At 62.1% G+C, this 15649-nt stretch carries 19 protein-coding genes; 11 read left to right on the top strand and 8 right to left on the bottom strand.

What is annotated here, in order from left to right; genetic code table 11:
• Positions 1-4: 4 nt before the first annotated feature.
• The 7 genes from NWV16_RS03875 (at position 5) to NWV16_RS03845 (ending at position 5739) form a co-directional block, all read left to right on the top strand.
• Complete coding sequence (locus NWV16_RS03875) at positions 5-844, top strand: urease accessory protein UreD (RefSeq protein WP_260522034.1); 840 nt, start codon at positions 5-7, stop codon at positions 842-844.
• A 33-nt stretch (positions 845-877) separates the two neighbouring features.
• Complete coding sequence (ureA, locus tag NWV16_RS03870) at positions 878-1180, top strand: urease subunit gamma (protein ID WP_039766748.1); 303 nt, start codon at positions 878-880, stop codon at positions 1178-1180.
• A 9-nt stretch (positions 1181-1189) separates the two neighbouring features.
• A complete protein-coding gene (locus tag NWV16_RS03865) occupies positions 1190-1723 on the top strand; it encodes a GNAT family N-acetyltransferase (RefSeq protein ID WP_260522033.1) in 534 nt (177 codons plus the stop codon).
• 5 nt (positions 1724-1728) lie between these two features.
• Entirely contained in the window at positions 1729-2262 is a 534-nt protein-coding gene (locus NWV16_RS03860; RefSeq protein ID WP_260522032.1) for a GNAT family N-acetyltransferase, read from the top strand.
• Positions 2262-2570, top strand: a complete 309-nt coding sequence (locus NWV16_RS03855) for an urease subunit beta (RefSeq protein WP_260522031.1) — start codon at positions 2262-2264, stop codon at positions 2568-2570. Before NWV16_RS03860 ends, NWV16_RS03855 begins: the two co-directional genes overlap by 1 nt.
• A gap of 168 nt (positions 2571-2738) precedes the next feature.
• The gene (gene ureC / locus NWV16_RS03850; RefSeq protein ID WP_065258825.1) at positions 2739-4439 is read left to right on the top strand and encodes an urease subunit alpha; all 1701 of its coding nucleotides are present in this window, start codon (positions 2739-2741) and stop codon (positions 4437-4439) included.
• Between the two features lie 172 nt (positions 4440-4611).
• The gene (locus tag NWV16_RS03845; protein ID WP_260522030.1) at positions 4612-5739 is read left to right on the top strand and encodes a sensor histidine kinase KdpD; all 1128 of its coding nucleotides are present in this window, start codon (positions 4612-4614) and stop codon (positions 5737-5739) included.
• 3 nt (positions 5740-5742) lie between these two features.
• On the opposite strand, the gene NWV16_RS03840 is transcribed toward NWV16_RS03845, so the two are convergent.
• Complete coding sequence (locus NWV16_RS03840; protein WP_065258822.1) at positions 5743-6048, bottom strand: chaperone modulator CbpM; 306 nt, start codon at positions 6046-6048, stop codon at positions 5743-5745.
• Positions 6049-6071: 23 nt separating this feature from the next.
• Positions 6072-7019, bottom strand: coding sequence for a DnaJ C-terminal domain-containing protein (locus NWV16_RS03835; RefSeq protein ID WP_260522029.1), 948 nt, complete (start codon positions 7017-7019; stop codon positions 6072-6074).
• A gap of 292 nt (positions 7020-7311) precedes the next feature.
• Here NWV16_RS03835 and NWV16_RS03830 point away from each other — a divergent pair, with 292 nt between their 5' ends.
• Positions 7312-8586: an Hsp70 family protein gene (locus NWV16_RS03830; RefSeq protein ID WP_260522028.1), complete on the top strand. Its 1275-nt coding sequence runs from the start codon at positions 7312-7314 to the stop codon at positions 8584-8586.
• A 44-nt stretch (positions 8587-8630) separates the two neighbouring features.
• Here NWV16_RS03830 and NWV16_RS03825 read toward each other — a convergent pair whose 3' ends face one another.
• The 3 genes from NWV16_RS03825 to NWV16_RS03815 all read right to left on the bottom strand — a co-directional run bounded on the left by NWV16_RS03825 (position 8631) and on the right by NWV16_RS03815 (position 11036).
• Positions 8631-9644, bottom strand: coding sequence for an AI-2E family transporter (locus NWV16_RS03825; RefSeq protein WP_065258820.1), 1014 nt, complete (start codon positions 9642-9644; stop codon positions 8631-8633).
• 228 nt (positions 9645-9872) lie between these two features.
• Positions 9873-10178, bottom strand: a complete 306-nt coding sequence (locus NWV16_RS03820; protein WP_065258819.1) for a PsiF family protein — start codon at positions 10176-10178, stop codon at positions 9873-9875.
• A 63-nt stretch (positions 10179-10241) separates the two neighbouring features.
• A complete protein-coding gene (locus NWV16_RS03815; RefSeq protein ID WP_260522027.1) occupies positions 10242-11036 on the bottom strand; it encodes a helix-turn-helix transcriptional regulator in 795 nt (264 codons plus the stop codon).
• A 98-nt stretch (positions 11037-11134) separates the two neighbouring features.
• Here NWV16_RS03815 and NWV16_RS03810 point away from each other — a divergent pair, with 98 nt between their 5' ends.
• Complete coding sequence (locus NWV16_RS03810; RefSeq protein WP_260522026.1) at positions 11135-12022, top strand: DMT family transporter; 888 nt, start codon at positions 11135-11137, stop codon at positions 12020-12022.
• Between the two features lie 11 nt (positions 12023-12033).
• Here the strand turns inward: NWV16_RS03810 and NWV16_RS03805 are convergent, their stop codons facing one another.
• The 3 genes from NWV16_RS03805 to NWV16_RS03795 all read right to left on the bottom strand — a co-directional run bounded on the left by NWV16_RS03805 (position 12034) and on the right by NWV16_RS03795 (position 13960).
• Positions 12034-12924 (bottom strand): esterase/lipase family protein, encoded by an 891-nt coding sequence (locus tag NWV16_RS03805; RefSeq protein WP_260522025.1) that lies wholly within the window; start codon positions 12922-12924, stop codon positions 12034-12036.
• 91 nt (positions 12925-13015) lie between these two features.
• The gene (locus NWV16_RS03800) at positions 13016-13321 is read right to left on the bottom strand and encodes a DMT family transporter (RefSeq protein ID WP_065258815.1); all 306 of its coding nucleotides are present in this window, start codon (positions 13319-13321) and stop codon (positions 13016-13018) included.
• On the bottom strand, positions 13322-13960 hold the full coding sequence (locus tag NWV16_RS03795) for an FMN-dependent NADH-azoreductase (RefSeq protein WP_260522024.1): 639 nt from the start codon (positions 13958-13960) through the stop codon (positions 13322-13324). It abuts the gene before it with no gap.
• A gap of 108 nt (positions 13961-14068) precedes the next feature.
• Between NWV16_RS03795 and NWV16_RS03790 the strand changes: the two genes are divergently transcribed.
• Positions 14069-14998 (top strand): LysR substrate-binding domain-containing protein, encoded by a 930-nt coding sequence (locus NWV16_RS03790; protein WP_260522023.1) that lies wholly within the window; start codon positions 14069-14071, stop codon positions 14996-14998.
• Between the two features lie 90 nt (positions 14999-15088).
• On the top strand, positions 15089-15619 hold the full coding sequence (locus NWV16_RS03785) for a bacterioferritin (protein WP_260522022.1): 531 nt from the start codon (positions 15089-15091) through the stop codon (positions 15617-15619).
• Positions 15620-15649 lie beyond the last annotated feature (30 nt).

The raw sequence follows: 15649 nt of genomic DNA, 5'->3' as shown, positions 1-15649 counted from the left end.
AAACATGAATCTACCTTTAGCGACTGCCCTGTTTACCCCGAGCTGGCACGCCGAGCTTGAGCTGGCCTACACCCGCTTCGGCGATTGCACGCGCCCGACCCGTCGCCGTCACCTCGGACCGCTGCGGGTGCAAAAGCATCTGTATGCCGAAGGGCCCGAGGTCTGCCAGCACATCGTCGTCCACCCGCCGGGCGGCATTGCCGGCGGTGATCGGCTGAACATCAGTGCCCGCGTCGAACAGGACGCCTGGGCGCAGATCACCAGCCCCGGCGCAGCCAAGTGGTATCGCGCGACGGGCCCTGCTTATCAGTCCCTGGAGCTGCACATCGCTGATGGCGCAACACTGGAATGGCTGCCCCAGGAAACCATCGTCTACAGCGCCGCCCAGGCGGAACTCACGACCTCGATCGACCTTGAAGGCGATGCGCGACTGTTTTACTGGGACGTCGTGGCGCTCGGGCGCCCGGCCAGTGGCGAGCGTTTCGACCTCGGGCATTTCCAGGCGCATCTGGATATTCGCCGCGATGGCCGGTTGCTGTGGCATGAGCGCCAGCGCATCGCCGGCGCTGATGGCTTGCTTGATTCGCCGATTGGCCTTGATGGCCATCCGGTATTTGCGACGTTGCTGGTGACTGGCGAAATCGATGCCGAACTGCTGGAGCGCTGCCGCTCGCTGGGCCATGAGGTTCGCGGGGATCTGACGCAATTGCCCGGTCTTCTGGTCGCCCGTTGCCTGGCCGGTGAAGCATTGCTGGCGCGGGCCTGGCTGATCGATCTGTGGCGATTGCTCAGGCCTGTGTTGCTTGGCCGTGAAGCCTTGCCTCCCCGAATCTGGAACACCTGATTTTCTTCAACTGCCGACAATGGATTTCAAACGATGGACCTGACCCCACGCGAAAAAGACAAGCTGCTGATCTTCACCGCCGGCCTCGTGGCCGAACGCCGACTGGCCCGTGGCGTGAAACTCAACTACCCGGAAGCCATGGCCTACATCTCGGCGGCGCTGCTCGAAGGCGCCCGTGACGGCCAGACCGTGGCCGAGCTGATGCATTACGGCACCACCCTGCTGACCCGCGATCAAGTGATGGAAGGCATCCCGGAAATGATCCCGGAGATCCAGGTCGAAGCGACGTTTCCCGACGGCACCAAACTGGTCACCGTCCACCAACCGATCGTCTGAGGCCGCGCCATGACTTACACCATTCGCGATGCCCTGCACGCCGACCTGCCGGCGATCCGCGACATTTACAACGACGCCGTGCTCAACACCACGGCGATCTGGAATGAATCGGCCGTCGATCTGGGCAACCGTCAGGCGTGGTTCAGCGCCCGCCAGGCCCAGGGTTATCCGATCCTGGTGATCGTCGACGCCGACAACGCCACCCTCGGCTACGCTTCGTTCGGCGACTGGCGACCGTTCGACGGTTTTCGCCACACCGTCGAGCACTCGGTCTACGTGCGCAGCGACCAGCGCGGCAACGGTCTCGGCCCGCGGTTGATGACCGCACTGATCGAACGGGCGAAGAGCTGTGGCAAGCACATCATGGTCGCGGCCATCGAAAGCGGTAACGCCGCGTCGATCCACCTGCACGAACGCGCCGGGTTCATCACCACCGGGCAGATGCCGCAGGTGGGCACCAAGTTCGGTCGCTGGCTCGACCTGACCTTCATGCAACTGACCCTCAACCCTGGCGCGGAACCACCGCCCGCCCGCAAGGAGTGATACCGATGAACTCCGCCCAACTGCGACGCGTCAATGCTGAAAGTTTTGCCCACTATCGTCAGGGCCTGATCGACCTGCTGCTGGACGCCGTGGGCCATGGCGCCAGCGTCGGCTTCATGGCCGACCTCGATGCCGTTCAGGCCCGCGCCTATTTCGATGAAGTGCAGGACAACCTGAACAGGGGCAACGTCTTGCTGTGGGTGGTGGTCAAGGACGAACAGGTGCAGGCCAGCGTGCAACTGAGCCTGTGTCAGAAGGCCAATGGCCTGAACCGTGCCGAGGTACAGAAACTGCTGGTGCGCGAACAGGCCCGGCGCCGGGGCCTCGGTCAGCAACTGATGGAAGCGCTCGAATTGGCGGCCCGCCAGCACAGGCGCGGCATGCTCTACCTCGACACCGAGGCCGGCTCCCCGGCCGAAGAATTCTACAAGGCCCTGGGCTACACCCGCGCCGGGGAGATTCCCGACTACGCCTGCGATCCGCAGGGCACGTATCGCCCGACGGCCCTCTATTACAAAGTCCTGCAAGGAGCGAACTGATGATTCCCGGCGAATACCGGATCCAGCCCGGCGATATCGAACTCAACGTCGGTCGCCGTACGGTCAGTCTGAAAGTGGCCAACAGCGGCGACCGTCCGATCCAGGTCGGCTCGCACTATCACTTTTTCGAAACCAACGACGCCCTGACCTTCGATCGCGCCGCCAGCCGCGGCATGCGCCTGAATATTCCGGCGGGCACCGCCGTGCGCTTCGAGCCCGGACAGAGCCGCGAGGTGGAACTGGTGGAATACGCCGGCCATCGGCGGGTGTTCGGGTTTGCCGGGCGGGTCATGGGTGACCTCGACTGACCAGTGGATTCCTGTGGCGAGGGAGCTTGCTCCCGCTCGCGTGCACAGCACTCGTAAACCCGGGAAATGCGGTGTATCTGACGAAAATCAATCACGGTTTTTGGGGCCGCTGCGCAGCCCGGCGGGAGCAAGCTCCCTCGCCACAATAAATTTGTGCAAGGAATTGAAATGAAGATCTCGCGTCAAGCCTACGCCGACATGTTCGGCCCCACCGTCGGCGACAAGGTGCGCCTGGCCGACACCGAGTTGTGGATCGAAGTCGAACAGGACTTCACCACCTACGGCGAAGAAGTGAAATTCGGCGGCGGCAAAGTGATCCGCGACGGCCAGGGTCAGAGCCAGTTGCTGGCCGCTGAAGTGGTCGACACGCTGATCACCAACGCGCTGATCATCGACCACTGGGGCATCGTCAAGGCCGACGTCGGCCTCAAGGACGGGCGTATCGCCGCCATCGGCAAGGCCGGCAACCCGGACGTGCAGCCAGGCGTGACCATCGCCATCGGCGCCAGTACCGAAGTGATTGCCGGCGAGGGCATGATCCTCACTGCCGGCGGCATCGATACCCACATCCATTTCATCTGCCCGCAGCAGATCGAAGAAGCACTGATGAGCGGCGTCACCACCATGATCGGCGGCGGCACGGGACCGGCCACCGGCTCCAACGCCACGACTTGCACTTCCGGGCCATGGCACCTGGCGCGGATGCTCCAGGCGGCGGATGCATTCCCGATGAACATCGGCCTCACCGGCAAGGGCAACGCCAGCCTGCCGGAGCCGCTGATCGAACAGGTCAAGGCCGGTGCCATCGGGCTCAAGCTGCACGAAGACTGGGGCACCACCCCGGCGAGCATCGACAACTGTCTGAGCGTTGCCGATCAGTACGACGTGCAGGTGGCGATCCACACCGACACCCTCAATGAGTCCGGCTTCGTCGAAACCACCCTCGGCGCGTTCAAGGGCCGCACCATCCACACCTATCACACCGAAGGCGCGGGCGGCGGCCATGCGCCGGACATCATCAAGGCCTGCGGTTTCGCCAACGTGCTGCCGAGTTCGACCAACCCGACCCGGCCGTTCACCCGCAATACCATCGACGAACACCTCGACATGCTGATGGTCTGCCACCACCTCGACCCGAGCATCGCCGAAGACGTGGCGTTCGCCGAAAGCCGCATCCGCCGCGAAACCATTGCCGCCGAAGACATCCTCCACGACCTGGGCGCGTTCTCGATGATCAGCTCCGACAGCCAGGCCATGGGCCGCGTCGGCGAAGTCATCACGCGCACCTGGCAGACTGCCGACAAGATGAAAAAGCAGCGCGGTCCTTTGCCTCAGGATGGCGAAGGCAACGATAACTTCCGCGCCAGACGCTACATCGCCAAGTACACGATCAACCCGGCGATCACCCACGGCATCAGCCATGAAGTGGGTTCGGTGGAAGTCGGCAAATGGGCCGATCTGGTACTGTGGCGCCCGGCATTTTTCGGCGTGAAACCCACGCTGATCCTCAAGGGCGGCGCCATCGCCGCGAGCCTGATGGGCGACGCCAATGCCTCGATTCCGACTCCGCAACCGGTGCATTACCGCCCGATGTTCGCCAGTCATGGCGGCTCGCTGCACGCTACCAGCCTGACTTTCATCAGCCAGGCGGCGCAGGAAGCGGGATTGCCCGAAGCCCTGGGCCTGAAGAAAAAAATCGCCGTGGTCAAAGGTTGCCGTGACGTGCAGAAAACCGATCTGATTCACAACGACTACCTGCCGGACATCGACGTTGATCCGCAAACCTACCAGGTCAAGGCCGACGGTGTGCTGCTCTGGTGCGAGCCGGCGGAAACACTGCCGATGGCGCAGCGGTATTTTCTGTTCTAGGCTCGCCGACACACGGAAAAGGCCTCGGGCTCACGCATGTCGCGCGGGCCGAGGCCTTTTCCGTATCTGCCGCTTGTCTGTGCAGGGCGGAACTCTCGAATGGTCGTGTGATTCTTGCCAGACGGACTACGCTTCGAGACGCACACTGCAATTCCCGCTCAGGTAATCCTCCATGCGTCTTTCCGTATTCATCGAAACCCATGTTGATGAAATCGTCGGTGAATGGGAAAAATTCGCCCGAACCATGACACCCGCAGCCGATTTCCTCGACGGTCCGGCCTTGCGCGATCATGCCCGTTCGATTCTGCTGGCTGCCGCCCGCGACATGAGCAAACCCCAGACGCCCCGAGAGCAGATGGCCAAGGCCAAAGGCGAAGGTCCGGAAAAAACACCCAGTCTGGACAAGGCGGGTGCGAGCCATGGGGAACTGCGCCACACGGTAGGCTTTGATCTGATCCAGATGACCTCCGAGTTTCGGCATTTGAGAGCCTGCGTGATCCGGCTGTGGATCACCCATCTGAAATCTCCGGACATGACGGCTTTCCAGGACATGATCCGCTTCAACGAAGCCATCGACGAAGCCTTGACCGAATCGACGGCGGCCTATGCCGAACAGGTCAATCGCTCGCGGGACATATTCCTGGCCATCCTCGGCCATGACCTGCGGGCACCGCTGCAGGCCGTCAGCATGTCCGTCGAATTGCTGATGCGTAAAACCGCCCTGCAGGACGAAGCGCTGCTCTGCGCACAGAACATCAGGCAGGGTTCGCGGCACATGGCAGCGATGGTCAGTGATCTGCTGGAACTGGTGCGCAGCCGTCTGGGCAAGAGTCTGCCGATCGAGCCGGCGCCCATGGATCTGGCCGACACGGCCCGGGCAGCGATTGCCGAAGCCTGTGCCGGCAACCCGCAAAGCGATCCGACGCTGATCATCGAAGGCGATACCCGCGGCGTCTGGGATGCCGGACGACTGGCCCAACTGCTGCAGAACCTGATCGGCAACGCCTTGCAGCACGGGACGCACCCGCGGGATCTGATCGTGACATTGAAAGGTGAAGGCGATGTCGTGAGCCTGACGGTGCACAACCATGGCGAGCCGATTTCCGAAGAGGCCATCGGCACGATTTTCGATCCCCTGGTGCGCAGCTCCGATGAAGAGCTCGGTCAGGCATCGACCAGCCTCGGGCTGGGCCTGTTCATCGTCAAGGAAGTGGTGACCGCCCACGGCGGGACCATCGAAGTCAGCTCAAGCGAAGCCGAAGGAACACTGTTCAGCGTGACACTGCCCAGACAGGTCTGAGCGTTACTCCACCACCAGCCGCGCCAGTCGCTGGCGCAACATGCGGTTCTCCGCTCGCAGTTCCTTCACCTCGTCCAGCAGATCCAGCGCCAGGGCGACGCCTTCCCATTCCAGCTCCAGGTCGCGCCGCAACCTCGCGGCACGTTTGGCCAGGGCCAGCTCATAGTCGGTGAAGCGCCATTCCCTGGGCTGCGTACCCTGAGGTTCGAGGATGCCGTGATCGACGATTTCGATCACCCAGGCGTCCGACAAATCGGCCGCCTTACAGAATTCTGTCATGTCCAGTTGAACGATCAGGGTGCTGCTCATGATGGGCTACTCCGTCGTCGGATTCAGAAGTTCTCTCGCGGATTGAAAGCGGCTTTCTTCGCCAGTTCCTGCCACAGCGCCTTGACGTCATCGCCCGTCGCCTTCGGCATGACAGCCTTGAGCTGGACGAACAGGTAACCGCGCTCACCTGCCTTGTTCTGCAGACCGTGACCCTTGGCACGCATGCGCTGGCCGTTCTGGCTGCCGGCCGGCACCTTGAGGTTGATCTTGCCGGTCAGGGTCGGCACCGCCACTTCGGTCCCCAGCGCCAGTTCCCACGGTGCCAGCGGCAGGGTGATGATCAGGTTTTGGCCTTCGACATCGAATTTCGGGTGTGGCGCGAAACGGATGGTCAGGTACAGATCGCCACTGGCGCCACCACCGATGCCCGGCGCGCCCTGACCCTTGAGGCGGATGCGCTCGCCGTCGGTCACGCCCGCCGGGATTTTCACGTTCAGGCTCTTGCTGGTGTTGCTGACGTGCTGGCCGTTGGCGTTGTATTGCGGCACCTGGAAGCTGATCTTTTTCGATTCGTTCGACAGGGTCTCTTCCAGGAAAATCGGCAATTCCAGTTCCACGTCTTCTCCCCGGCGCCCGGCGCTGCGAGATTGCCGACCGCCGCCGCCACCGAATCCGGGACCACGATTGCCGAAGATCGAACTGAAGAAGTCCGAGAAGTCACCGGTGTCGCCACCGCCGCCAAAACCACCACGGCTCTGCCAGCCCGGCGGCCCCTGGAATGGCTGGCCGTGCTGACCGTAGCGGCGCAGGTCGTCGTATTCGGCGCGCTTGTCGGCGCTTTTCAGCGCTTCATAGGCTTCCGAGACATCCTTGAACTTGGTCTCGGCGTCTTTTTCCTTGCTGACATCGGGGTGGTATTTGCGCGCCAGCTTGCGATAGGCCGCCTTGATCGCCTTGTCGTCAGCCGTCGGCTCCACGCCGAGTATCTTGTAATAGTCTTTGAAGTCCATCGAAGGAATCACCATCCGTTATCGATTTCGCGCCGATGCCAGCATGCGCCGATTCGCGCGTGCCGGGTTGACCGATCTCAAGGTTGTGACCGGGTGGCGCAGCAGAAGTTTATCGGCAGTGGACGGCGGTTCTTGCGACCGCCGGTGTGTCTGCCGGCCCATGCCAGCAAGTTTGGGGCAAAGCGGCGACTTTCAAGCAAGCATAGTCGTGAAATAGCGGATGACCGGCCTTCGAATCTGCTGCGCACTGGCATACACTGCGCGGCCGTTTTTTTGACCGGAACCGAAAGACATGAAAGACGCCTCTCCAGCCCGTGCCTGCGGCATCGACTTCGGCACGTCCAACTCCACCGTCGGCTGGCTGCGCCCCGGCATGGAAACGATGATCGCGCTGGAAGACGACAAGATCACCCTGCCGTCGGTGGTGTTCTTCAATATCGAGGAGCGCCGCCCGGTCTACGGTCGCCTGGCGCTGCACGAATACCTGGAAGGCTACGAAGGCCGGCTGATGCGCTCGCTCAAGAGCCTGCTCGGCTCCAAGCTGATCAAGCACGACACCAGTGTTCTGGGCACTGCGATGCCGTTCAAGGACTTGCTCGGGCTGTTCATCGGCCAACTCAAGAGCCGCGCCGAAGCCGCCGCCGATCGTGAGTTCGAGCAGGTTGTGCTGGGTCGTCCGGTGTTCTTCGTCGACGACGATCCGCTGGCCGACCAGGAAGCCGAAGACACCCTGGTGGAAGTGGCGCGCAAGCTCGGTTTCAAGGACGTGTCGTTCCAGTACGAGCCGATTGCTGCGGCATTCGACTATGAGTCGACCATCGAAAGGGAGGAGCTGGTACTGATCGTCGACATCGGCGGTGGTACCTCGGACTTCTCGCTGGTGCGCCTGTCGCCGGAGCGTCGGGGCCTGGACAACCGTCACGACGATATCCTCGCCACCGGCGGCGTGCACATCGGCGGGACCGATTTCGACAAGCAACTGAGCCTGCAGGGCCTGATGCCGCTGTTCGGCTATGGCAGCCGCATGAAGAGCGGCGCGCTGATGCCCACCAGTCACCACATGAACCTGGCGACCTGGCACACCATCAACTCGGTGTACTCGCAGAAGTCGACCCTGGCCCTGGGCAGCATGCGCTACGACATCGAAGACACCGGTGGCATCGACCGTCTGTTCAAGCTGATCGAACAGCGCGCCGGACACTGGCTGGCGATGGAGGTGGAAGAAACCAAGATCCATCTGACCCACAACGACAGCCGCCATGTAGCACTGGATCGCATCGAGTCCGGGTTGAACGTGGAACTCAGTCGTGCCTTGTTCGAATCCGCCATCGACTCGCAACTGGAACGTGTGCGCGGCAGCGTCACGCAATTGCTGGCGGACGCGAATGTGGCGGTGGGTCAGGTCGATACGGTGTTCTTCACCGGCGGTTCCAGCGGCATTCCGGCGCTGCGCAACAGCGTTTCAGCGATGCTGCCGAATGCCCGCCATGTGGAAGGCAACATCTTCGGCAGCATCGGCAGCGGTCTGGCGATCGAGGCCATGAAGCGATACGGCTCGATGAACTGACACCACGATGATCGTTCCCACGCTCGCGTGGGAACGATCACCTGCTAAACCATCCCTCCCAACTTCAACTCACTCTTCAGATACGCGTAATAAATCGGCCCCGCCACCACCCCCGGCAGGCCGAACGCGGCTTCGAACACCAGCATCGCCAGCAGCAACTCCCAGGACTTGGCACTGATCTGCCCGCCGACGATGCGCGCGTTGAGGAAGTATTCGAGCTTGTGGATAAAGATCAGGTAACCCAGCGCGGCAACCGCCACCCAGATCGACAGCGACAGGCCGACAATGGTGATCAGCGTGTTCGACATCAGGTTGCCGATCACCGGCAGCAGGCCGAGCAGGAAGGTCAGCACGATCAGGGTCTTGGTCAGCGGCAGCTTGATCCCGAACAGCGGCAGGATCACTGCCAGGAAGATCCCGGTGAAGAAGGTGTTGAGCAGGGAAATCTTGATCTGCGCGAAGACGATATTGCGAAACGCCTGAACCAGCAGGTGCAGACGGTCGAACAGTGCGGCCGCCAGCGGCTTGCGCTTGGTGACGTCCGGCACGCGCTGCAAGGCGATGATCGCGCCCAGCACCATGCCGATCAACAGGGTCACGAACATGTGCGCCGCATCCTTGCCCACCAGTTGCAGCTCGGACAGGTGTTTGCTCGCCCATTGGCCAATGGCGACACGGAACTCGGCGGCACTGGCCGGCAGGTAGCTGTCGAGAAACGGCGGCAGTTGCCCCCGGGCACGGTCGACCACACCCATGAATTTATCGAGGGAAGCCCCGGGGTTCTCCGCCTCGTGCAGAAGGAAACTGATGGCCCCGGCAAAGATCAGCGCCAGCACACTCACCACCAGCGTGCCCAGCAGAGCCACCGCCAGCCAGCGCGCGCGACGGCCTTCGATCAGCCTTTGCAGTTGCGGGGTGAGCATGTTGACCAGCTCGAATACCAGCAGCCCCGCCAGCAGACTGGGCAATAAACGCAGCGGCAGTACCAGCAGCAAACCGCCGAAAATGATGATGCAACTGACCCAGAACACAACATGACGCTCAGAAAACGTTGGCATACAGCCTCAAAACGAACGGCGTAAAAGGATTGGCAGTCTGCCAGCGATCCGGGATGAGCACTAGGGATATGCAGCCAGACCTGCAGGGCCTCATCGCTGGCAAGCCAGCTCCCACAGGTCAAGTGTCGAACACCCATGTCGTGAACCGCTTGAATACCTGTGGGAGCGGGCTTGGCCCGGGCGGCGATCCGACGCTGAGGCCGACCTGCTCACCACAAGTCCAACCGGTTATTTTTTCTTCAGGCAATCACTCATGAACGCCTTGCGCGCATCGCCGGTCAGGGCCTTGGTTTTCGCGTCGGCGTTACAGGTCTTCATCTTTTCCTGCTGCGGGGTCAGGGTCTTGGCGTCGTTGGCAGCCGGCGCGGCCTTCAGGCAAGTGCTCATGAAGGCTTTGCGCTCGTCGCCCTTGAGGCTCTTGGCCGTGGCGTCGGCGTTGCAGGTGGTCATCTTGTTCTGTTGCGCCGTAGCGGCGAAACCCTGGGAGCACAGCAGCAGACCGATCATCAACAAAGGGACACGCAGCATCTTCATGGAGTTTTCTCCTTGTCGCCGCATCGATGGATACGGCCTCCGGCTGAGTGTAGTCAAAGCTTGTTACACCTTCCTGCTCTCCAGATGACTGCGCCGGTATTGCTCCGGCGTACAACCGGCCTGCCGGGCGAACATGGCGATGAACGCCGAGCCGCTGCTGTAACCGAGATCGAAGGCGATTTCCTGCACGCTGCGTGAACTCTCCAACGCCTCGATGGCGGCGAGATAACGCAGGCGCTGACGCCACTCGCCGAAACTCATCCCCAGCTCCCGGACGAATTGCCGGGCCAGGGTGCGTTCACTGACATGCACCTGCTCCGCCCAGTGCGCCAGCGGTTCATTGTTACCGGGCTCGGCCTGCAGGGTTTCGAGGATGATCCGCAAACCGGGACTGCTGGCGTACGGCAGATAACACTGATGAACCGGCGACTGACGCAGTTGATCCACCAGTACCCGGGCCAGTCTCTGGTCGGCCTCGAGCGCAGGAATCTTCACATCCCGGGCGGCGAAGTCCTTGAGGATGGCCTTGAGGATATCGCTGATCGCCAGGGTGCACGCTTGCGCCGGCAAATCCGCGCACACCCCGGGCGCCAGGCACACCGCCCGGTAATTCACCGGCTGATGACTGTAGAAACTGTGCTCGACCTGCGGCGGCACCCACACCGCGTATTGCGGCGGCGACATGAAGCGACTGCCGTCGACCTCCATGTGCAGCACGCCGTGAGCCGCGTACTCCAGCGTGCCCCATGGATGACGATGGGGCGCGGCGTATTCGTGGGCGTTGAAGTCGGCATAGCGGAAATACACGGCCGAGGGCAGTTCGCTGAAATCCAGCAGATCGATGTGTTTACTGTTCATGCTGTCCGGAATCAGAGGCAGGTTGTCCGGTTCGCAGTATAGGCCTGCATCCGGACAAGGGATAATCAGCGCTCATCAATGTACTGGTTTCTCCTCCCATGCAATACGCGTTTCCCCTGCTGGCGATTTTCATCTGGGCCGGCAACACCGTGATCAACAAACTCGCGGTCGGTGCCATTTTCCCCGCCGAGATCGGCTTCTACCGCTGGCTGTTCGCCGGCCTGTTGTTCACTCCGTTCATGCTCGGGAAAGTGCTCGCGCACTGGCCGCAGATCCGCCCGAACCTGGGCAAAATCTTCATCCTCGGCGTGCTCGGGATGGCGGTCTATCAGAGCCTGGCCTATTTCGCGGCCACCATGACCAGCGCCACCAACATGGGCATCATCCTGTCGCTGATGCCGTTGATGTCGCTGACCATGGCGATCTTCAGCCTCGGTCAGCGCCTGACCGCCGGGGCGCTGGTCGGTGCGGTGCTGTCCTTCGCCGGTGTGTTGGTGGTGGTGTCGTCCGGCAGCCTCGGCGCACTGCTGCAACACGGAGTGAACCTGGGTGACGCGATGATGCTGATCGCCACCCTCGCCTACGCGATCTACAGCACCCTGCTGAAGAAATGGCAGCTGCGCCTGCCACCGCTGGTGTTGCTGTATTTGCAGGTGCTGGTGGCGGTGGTGGTGCTGTTTCCGCTGTATGCCGTTTCACCGAAGACCGGCCTGAGCGTGCAGAACATTCCGTTGGTGCTCTATGCCTGTCTGCTGGCCTCGATGCTTGCGCCGCTGGCGTGGATGCAGGCCGTGCAGCGTCTGGGGCCAAGCCGGACCACGCTGTTTTTCAACCTGCTGCCGCTGATCACCGCGCTGATTGCTGCGGTGGTGTTGAAAGAACAACTGGCGATGTATCACCTGGTCGGTGGTTTGCTGACGCTGGGTGGAGTGATTCTTTCCGAACGCTGGACCACCGTGCTCGGTCGCCGAGTCAGCGTTGCCTGATTCCCACATGGCTATAAACCAGCGGCTTTCAACCGCGCCGCATGCTCGACGAACAGCCGCACCGGGTCCGCTCCTCTACCGACCAGTCCCAGTGACTGGTTGACGATGTCGAAGTGGTCCAGCGGGTAGTCATCGCCGATGACCGTGCCCAGGTGCGAGCTGTAGCGTCCGACCATGCCGTCGCACTGCCCCGGCTCACGCACGAAGGTTTTGGCGAACAACCGGCAACTGCGGTTGGTGCCATCGAACAGGTTGCCGCCACGATCGGTCTTGCCCGGCTGCAAAGTGCCGGACCACGAGTAATACCGCACACCGTTGACCTCTTCCGCCCCGTGCCCGCCCCAGGTGTCCGGCAACCCCTGTGGATAACGCTGGTTGAACAGCGCCACGCCCTCGGTCGTCAGGGAATGGTGCGAAGCGTGAATATCCACCGGCAGTTTCGGCCCGTGGTAACCGGTCTCCAGCAATGCCATCAGCCAGCCGACAAACCGCAGCAACGCCTCGAGGATGCGGCCCCGGGCGCTGTCTACCGGATAGTGTTTCGCCAGATAATCGGCCAGTTCCGAACCGTGATTGGGGCCGGCCACAGAGGTTACCGACGCCACCAGATCCGGACGTTTCGCCGCCGCGTAACGTGCCGTCAGCGAACCCTGGCTATGGCCGAACAGATTGACCCTGGCCGCGCCGGTCTCGCGCAGGATTTCATCGATGCGTGCCAGCAACTGCTCGCCCCGCACTTCGGTGGAATTGAGCGGCGACACCTGCACCGCAATCACCGTCGCCCCGCCCCGACGCAGCGCCTTGATGATCCCGTACCAGTACGGGTACAGCACCAGCCGGATGAAACCGAGCATTCCCGGCACCAGCACCAGTGGATAACGTGTGGCCGATTCCTGCGACATGGGCAGACATCCCTGTGGTCGGTGGGTGGATGCGAGACGTGCAAAACGCCCGCCAAGCATCTTCCGTGATGATGACAACTCCACGACCAGCCTACTTCAGCCCCACCACCCCCGCCACAATCAGCCCCACCGACAGCACCTTCACCGGCGTCAGGCTCTCGCCCAGCAGCGCAAAACCGAGAAACACCGTGCCCAGTGAACCGATGGCGGTCCAGATCGGGTAGGCGATGCTGACCGGCAATTCACGCATCGCCAGGGTCAGGAAATAAACCCCGCCCACCGCCGCCACCACCGTTATCAACGATGGCCAGAGCCGGGTGAAACCCTCGGCGTACTTCATGCCCATGGCGAAGGTGACTTCGAAACCGGCGGCGATCAGCAGAAACAGCCAGGCCACCTAGAACTCCCGGGCGAGATCAAGCAAACGCTGCTCGGCCTCGGCCACCGACACCGCAAAGGTGCGTTCGGCGGATTCCTCGCCCTCGGCAGCGACCACCGAGACGTCGTTGATACCGATGAAACCCAGCGCCGTGCGCAGCCAGGGATCGGCGTGATTCAGTGCCTCCAGCTCGCCGCCCGGGCCGAAGCCGAAGCCGCCGCGCGTGGTGACGATCAGCGCCTTCTTGCCGCGCAACAGCGGCGTGTATTGGGCAATGCCGTTGTCCAGGGTGTGATCGAACGTCAGGCCCAGACGCACGATCTGGTCGACCCAGGCCTTGAGACCGCTGGGCACGTTGAAGTTGTACATCGGCGTGGAAATCAGCAGCAGGTCATGATCGAACAACTCGCCCACCAATTGATCGCTGAGGGCCAGATCGGCCTGCATCGACAGTGGACGCGCTTCGGGCTCGGGGTAAAACGCCGCGGCGACGAACGCCTCATTGACCGCCGGAATCAGTGCCCTGCCCACTTCGCGGCGGGTGACTTGCGCCTGCGGATGACGGACTTGCCAGGCACTGAGAAAGCTTTCCGCCAGGCGCCGCGAATGGGAACGCTCACCGCGTGGGCTGGCATGGATTGCAAGAATCTTGCTCATCTGAAACTCCTTGTGGCTAGACTTGAGTGACTGTGTGGCGCCAGATTGCAGGCATCACTTCTTCACCTCAAATGAGCAAAAATCAGTCTGGATGAATCCATTTCATCCGTGGAGTTTTCCATGTTCGCTTCACTGCCACTGACCGCCCTGCGCGCGTTCGAATCCGCTTCACGCCTGTTGAGCTTCAAGGCGGCCGCCGAAGAACTCGCGGTAACACCAACGGCGATTTCCCATCAGATCCGTTCGCTGGAGGACTGGCTCGGCGTGGCGCTGTTCGAACGCCTGCCCCGCCAGGTGCGCCTGACCGAGGGCGGCGAGCGGCTGTTCCGCAGCCTGCACGGCGCGCTGCTGGAAGTGGCGCAAAGCGTCGACACCCTGCGCCCGCAGCGCAGCGGCAGCAGCCTGACACTGTCGACCACCGCGGCGTTCGCCGCACTGTGGCTGGTGCCGCGACTGGGGCGGTTTTACGCGAAACACCCGAATATCAACGTGCGGCTGGACACCCATTGCGAAGTGATCGACCTGCATCAGGACGCCAGCGTCGATCTGGTATTGCGCTACAGCCTCGACGATTACCCGAACCTGTACGGCTTGTGCCTGTTCGATGAATCGTTCGGCGTCTACGGCTCGCCGGAACAAGTGGCGCTGGCCACCCGTCGCACTCCGACGCTGATCAGCGTGCGCTGGCATAACTCGAAACTGTATGCCCACGGCTGGGAAGCCTGGTGCGCGCAGTCGGGAGAGCACTGGCTGAATCAGCACCCGGCCGTCCGCGAATACGACGAAGAACATTACGCCCTGCAGGCGGCCATCGCCGGGCAAGGGCTGGTGCTGGCGAGCAATATCCTGGTGTCGGAGAGTGTCGCCAGCGGCTTGCTGGTGCCGTACAAAGGTGAGGTGCAGGTCGATGGCGCGGGCTACAGCGCACTGTGCGTGCCGGGGCGCGAGCGGCATCCACCGGTGCGGGCATTCTTCGCCTGGTTGCAGGAAGAGGCGCAATTGTCCGGGCTGTCGCCGAGGTCCGCGAAAAATACATAAAACTTTTTGCCGCTCGCATCACTCACAACCTGAGTAGCGATCACGTCGGCCGAACGTGGCGCCCACCGGATTAGCCTCCAGGAGACTGAAATGAGCGACCTGCATCTGTCTGATGTTCAAACCCTGCGCGAGCGCGCACGACAACACGTCGAAAACGGCGCGGTGACCGAAAGCTACAGTGCCAATCGTGAGGAAGTGCTGCGCCTGCTCAATGAATCGCTGGCCACCGAACTGGTCTGCGTATTGCGCTACAAGCGCCATTACTTCATGGCCAACGGCCTGAAAGCCAACGTCGCCGCCGAAGAGTTTCTCGAGCACGCCACGCAGGAAGCGGAACATGCCGACCGCCTCGCCGAGCGCATCGTGCAGCTGGGTGGCGAACCCGAATTCAACCCGGATCGGCTGTCGAAGCTGTCCCACGCGCAATACGTGGCCGGCAACACCTTGAAGGAAATGGTTTACGAAGACCTGGTGGCCGAGCGGATCGCCATCGACAGCTATCGTGAAATCATCCAGTACATCGGCGATAAAGACCCGACTACCCGTCGCATTTTCGAAGACATCCTGGCTCAGGAAGAAGAGCATGCCGATGACATGGCGGACATCCTGAAAGACCTTTGATGTCTCCGGATCCAATCGCGGGCAAGCCCG

The organism is Pseudomonas sp. BW7P1, assembly GCF_024981055.1.
Lineage (GTDB): Bacteria > Pseudomonadota > Gammaproteobacteria > Pseudomonadales > Pseudomonadaceae > Aquipseudomonas > Aquipseudomonas bananamidigenes.
Note: the sequence above shows the minus strand (reverse complement) of the source record. Positions and strands in the feature narration are given on the sequence as shown.

What these genes read in the sequence shown, in the direction of transcription:
- NWV16_RS03875 (WP_260522034.1), top strand. Translation starts at nt 5, where the DNA reads ATGAATCTACCTTTAGCGACTGCCCTGTTTACCCCGAGCTGGCACGCC.
- ureA (WP_039766748.1), top strand. Translation starts at nt 878, where the DNA reads ATGGACCTGACCCCACGCGAAAAAGACAAGCTGCTGATCTTCACCGCC.
- NWV16_RS03865 (WP_260522033.1), top strand. Translation starts at nt 1,190, where the DNA reads ATGACTTACACCATTCGCGATGCCCTGCACGCCGACCTGCCGGCGATC.
- NWV16_RS03860 (WP_260522032.1), top strand. Translation starts at nt 1,729, where the DNA reads ATGAACTCCGCCCAACTGCGACGCGTCAATGCTGAAAGTTTTGCCCAC.
- NWV16_RS03855 (WP_260522031.1), top strand. Translation starts at nt 2,262, where the DNA reads ATGATTCCCGGCGAATACCGGATCCAGCCCGGCGATATCGAACTCAAC.
- ureC (WP_065258825.1), top strand. Translation starts at nt 2,739, where the DNA reads ATGAAGATCTCGCGTCAAGCCTACGCCGACATGTTCGGCCCCACCGTC.
- NWV16_RS03845 (WP_260522030.1), top strand. Translation starts at nt 4,612, where the DNA reads ATGCGTCTTTCCGTATTCATCGAAACCCATGTTGATGAAATCGTCGGT.
- NWV16_RS03840 (WP_065258822.1), bottom strand. Translation starts at nt 6,048, where the DNA reads ATGAGCAGCACCCTGATCGTTCAACTGGACATGACAGAATTCTGTAAG.
- NWV16_RS03835 (WP_260522029.1), bottom strand. Translation starts at nt 7,019, where the DNA reads ATGGACTTCAAAGACTATTACAAGATACTCGGCGTGGAGCCGACGGCT.
- NWV16_RS03830 (WP_260522028.1), top strand. Translation starts at nt 7,312, where the DNA reads ATGAAAGACGCCTCTCCAGCCCGTGCCTGCGGCATCGACTTCGGCACG.
- NWV16_RS03825 (WP_065258820.1), bottom strand. Translation starts at nt 9,644, where the DNA reads ATGCCAACGTTTTCTGAGCGTCATGTTGTGTTCTGGGTCAGTTGCATC.
- NWV16_RS03820 (WP_065258819.1), bottom strand. Translation starts at nt 10,178, where the DNA reads ATGAAGATGCTGCGTGTCCCTTTGTTGATGATCGGTCTGCTGCTGTGC.
- NWV16_RS03815 (WP_260522027.1), bottom strand. Translation starts at nt 11,036, where the DNA reads ATGAACAGTAAACACATCGATCTGCTGGATTTCAGCGAACTGCCCTCG.
- NWV16_RS03810 (WP_260522026.1), top strand. Translation starts at nt 11,135, where the DNA reads ATGCAATACGCGTTTCCCCTGCTGGCGATTTTCATCTGGGCCGGCAAC.
- NWV16_RS03805 (WP_260522025.1), bottom strand. Translation starts at nt 12,924, where the DNA reads ATGTCGCAGGAATCGGCCACACGTTATCCACTGGTGCTGGTGCCGGGA.
- NWV16_RS03795 (WP_260522024.1), bottom strand. Translation starts at nt 13,960, where the DNA reads ATGAGCAAGATTCTTGCAATCCATGCCAGCCCACGCGGTGAGCGTTCC.
- NWV16_RS03785 (WP_260522022.1), top strand. Translation starts at nt 15,089, where the DNA reads ATGAGCGACCTGCATCTGTCTGATGTTCAAACCCTGCGCGAGCGCGCA.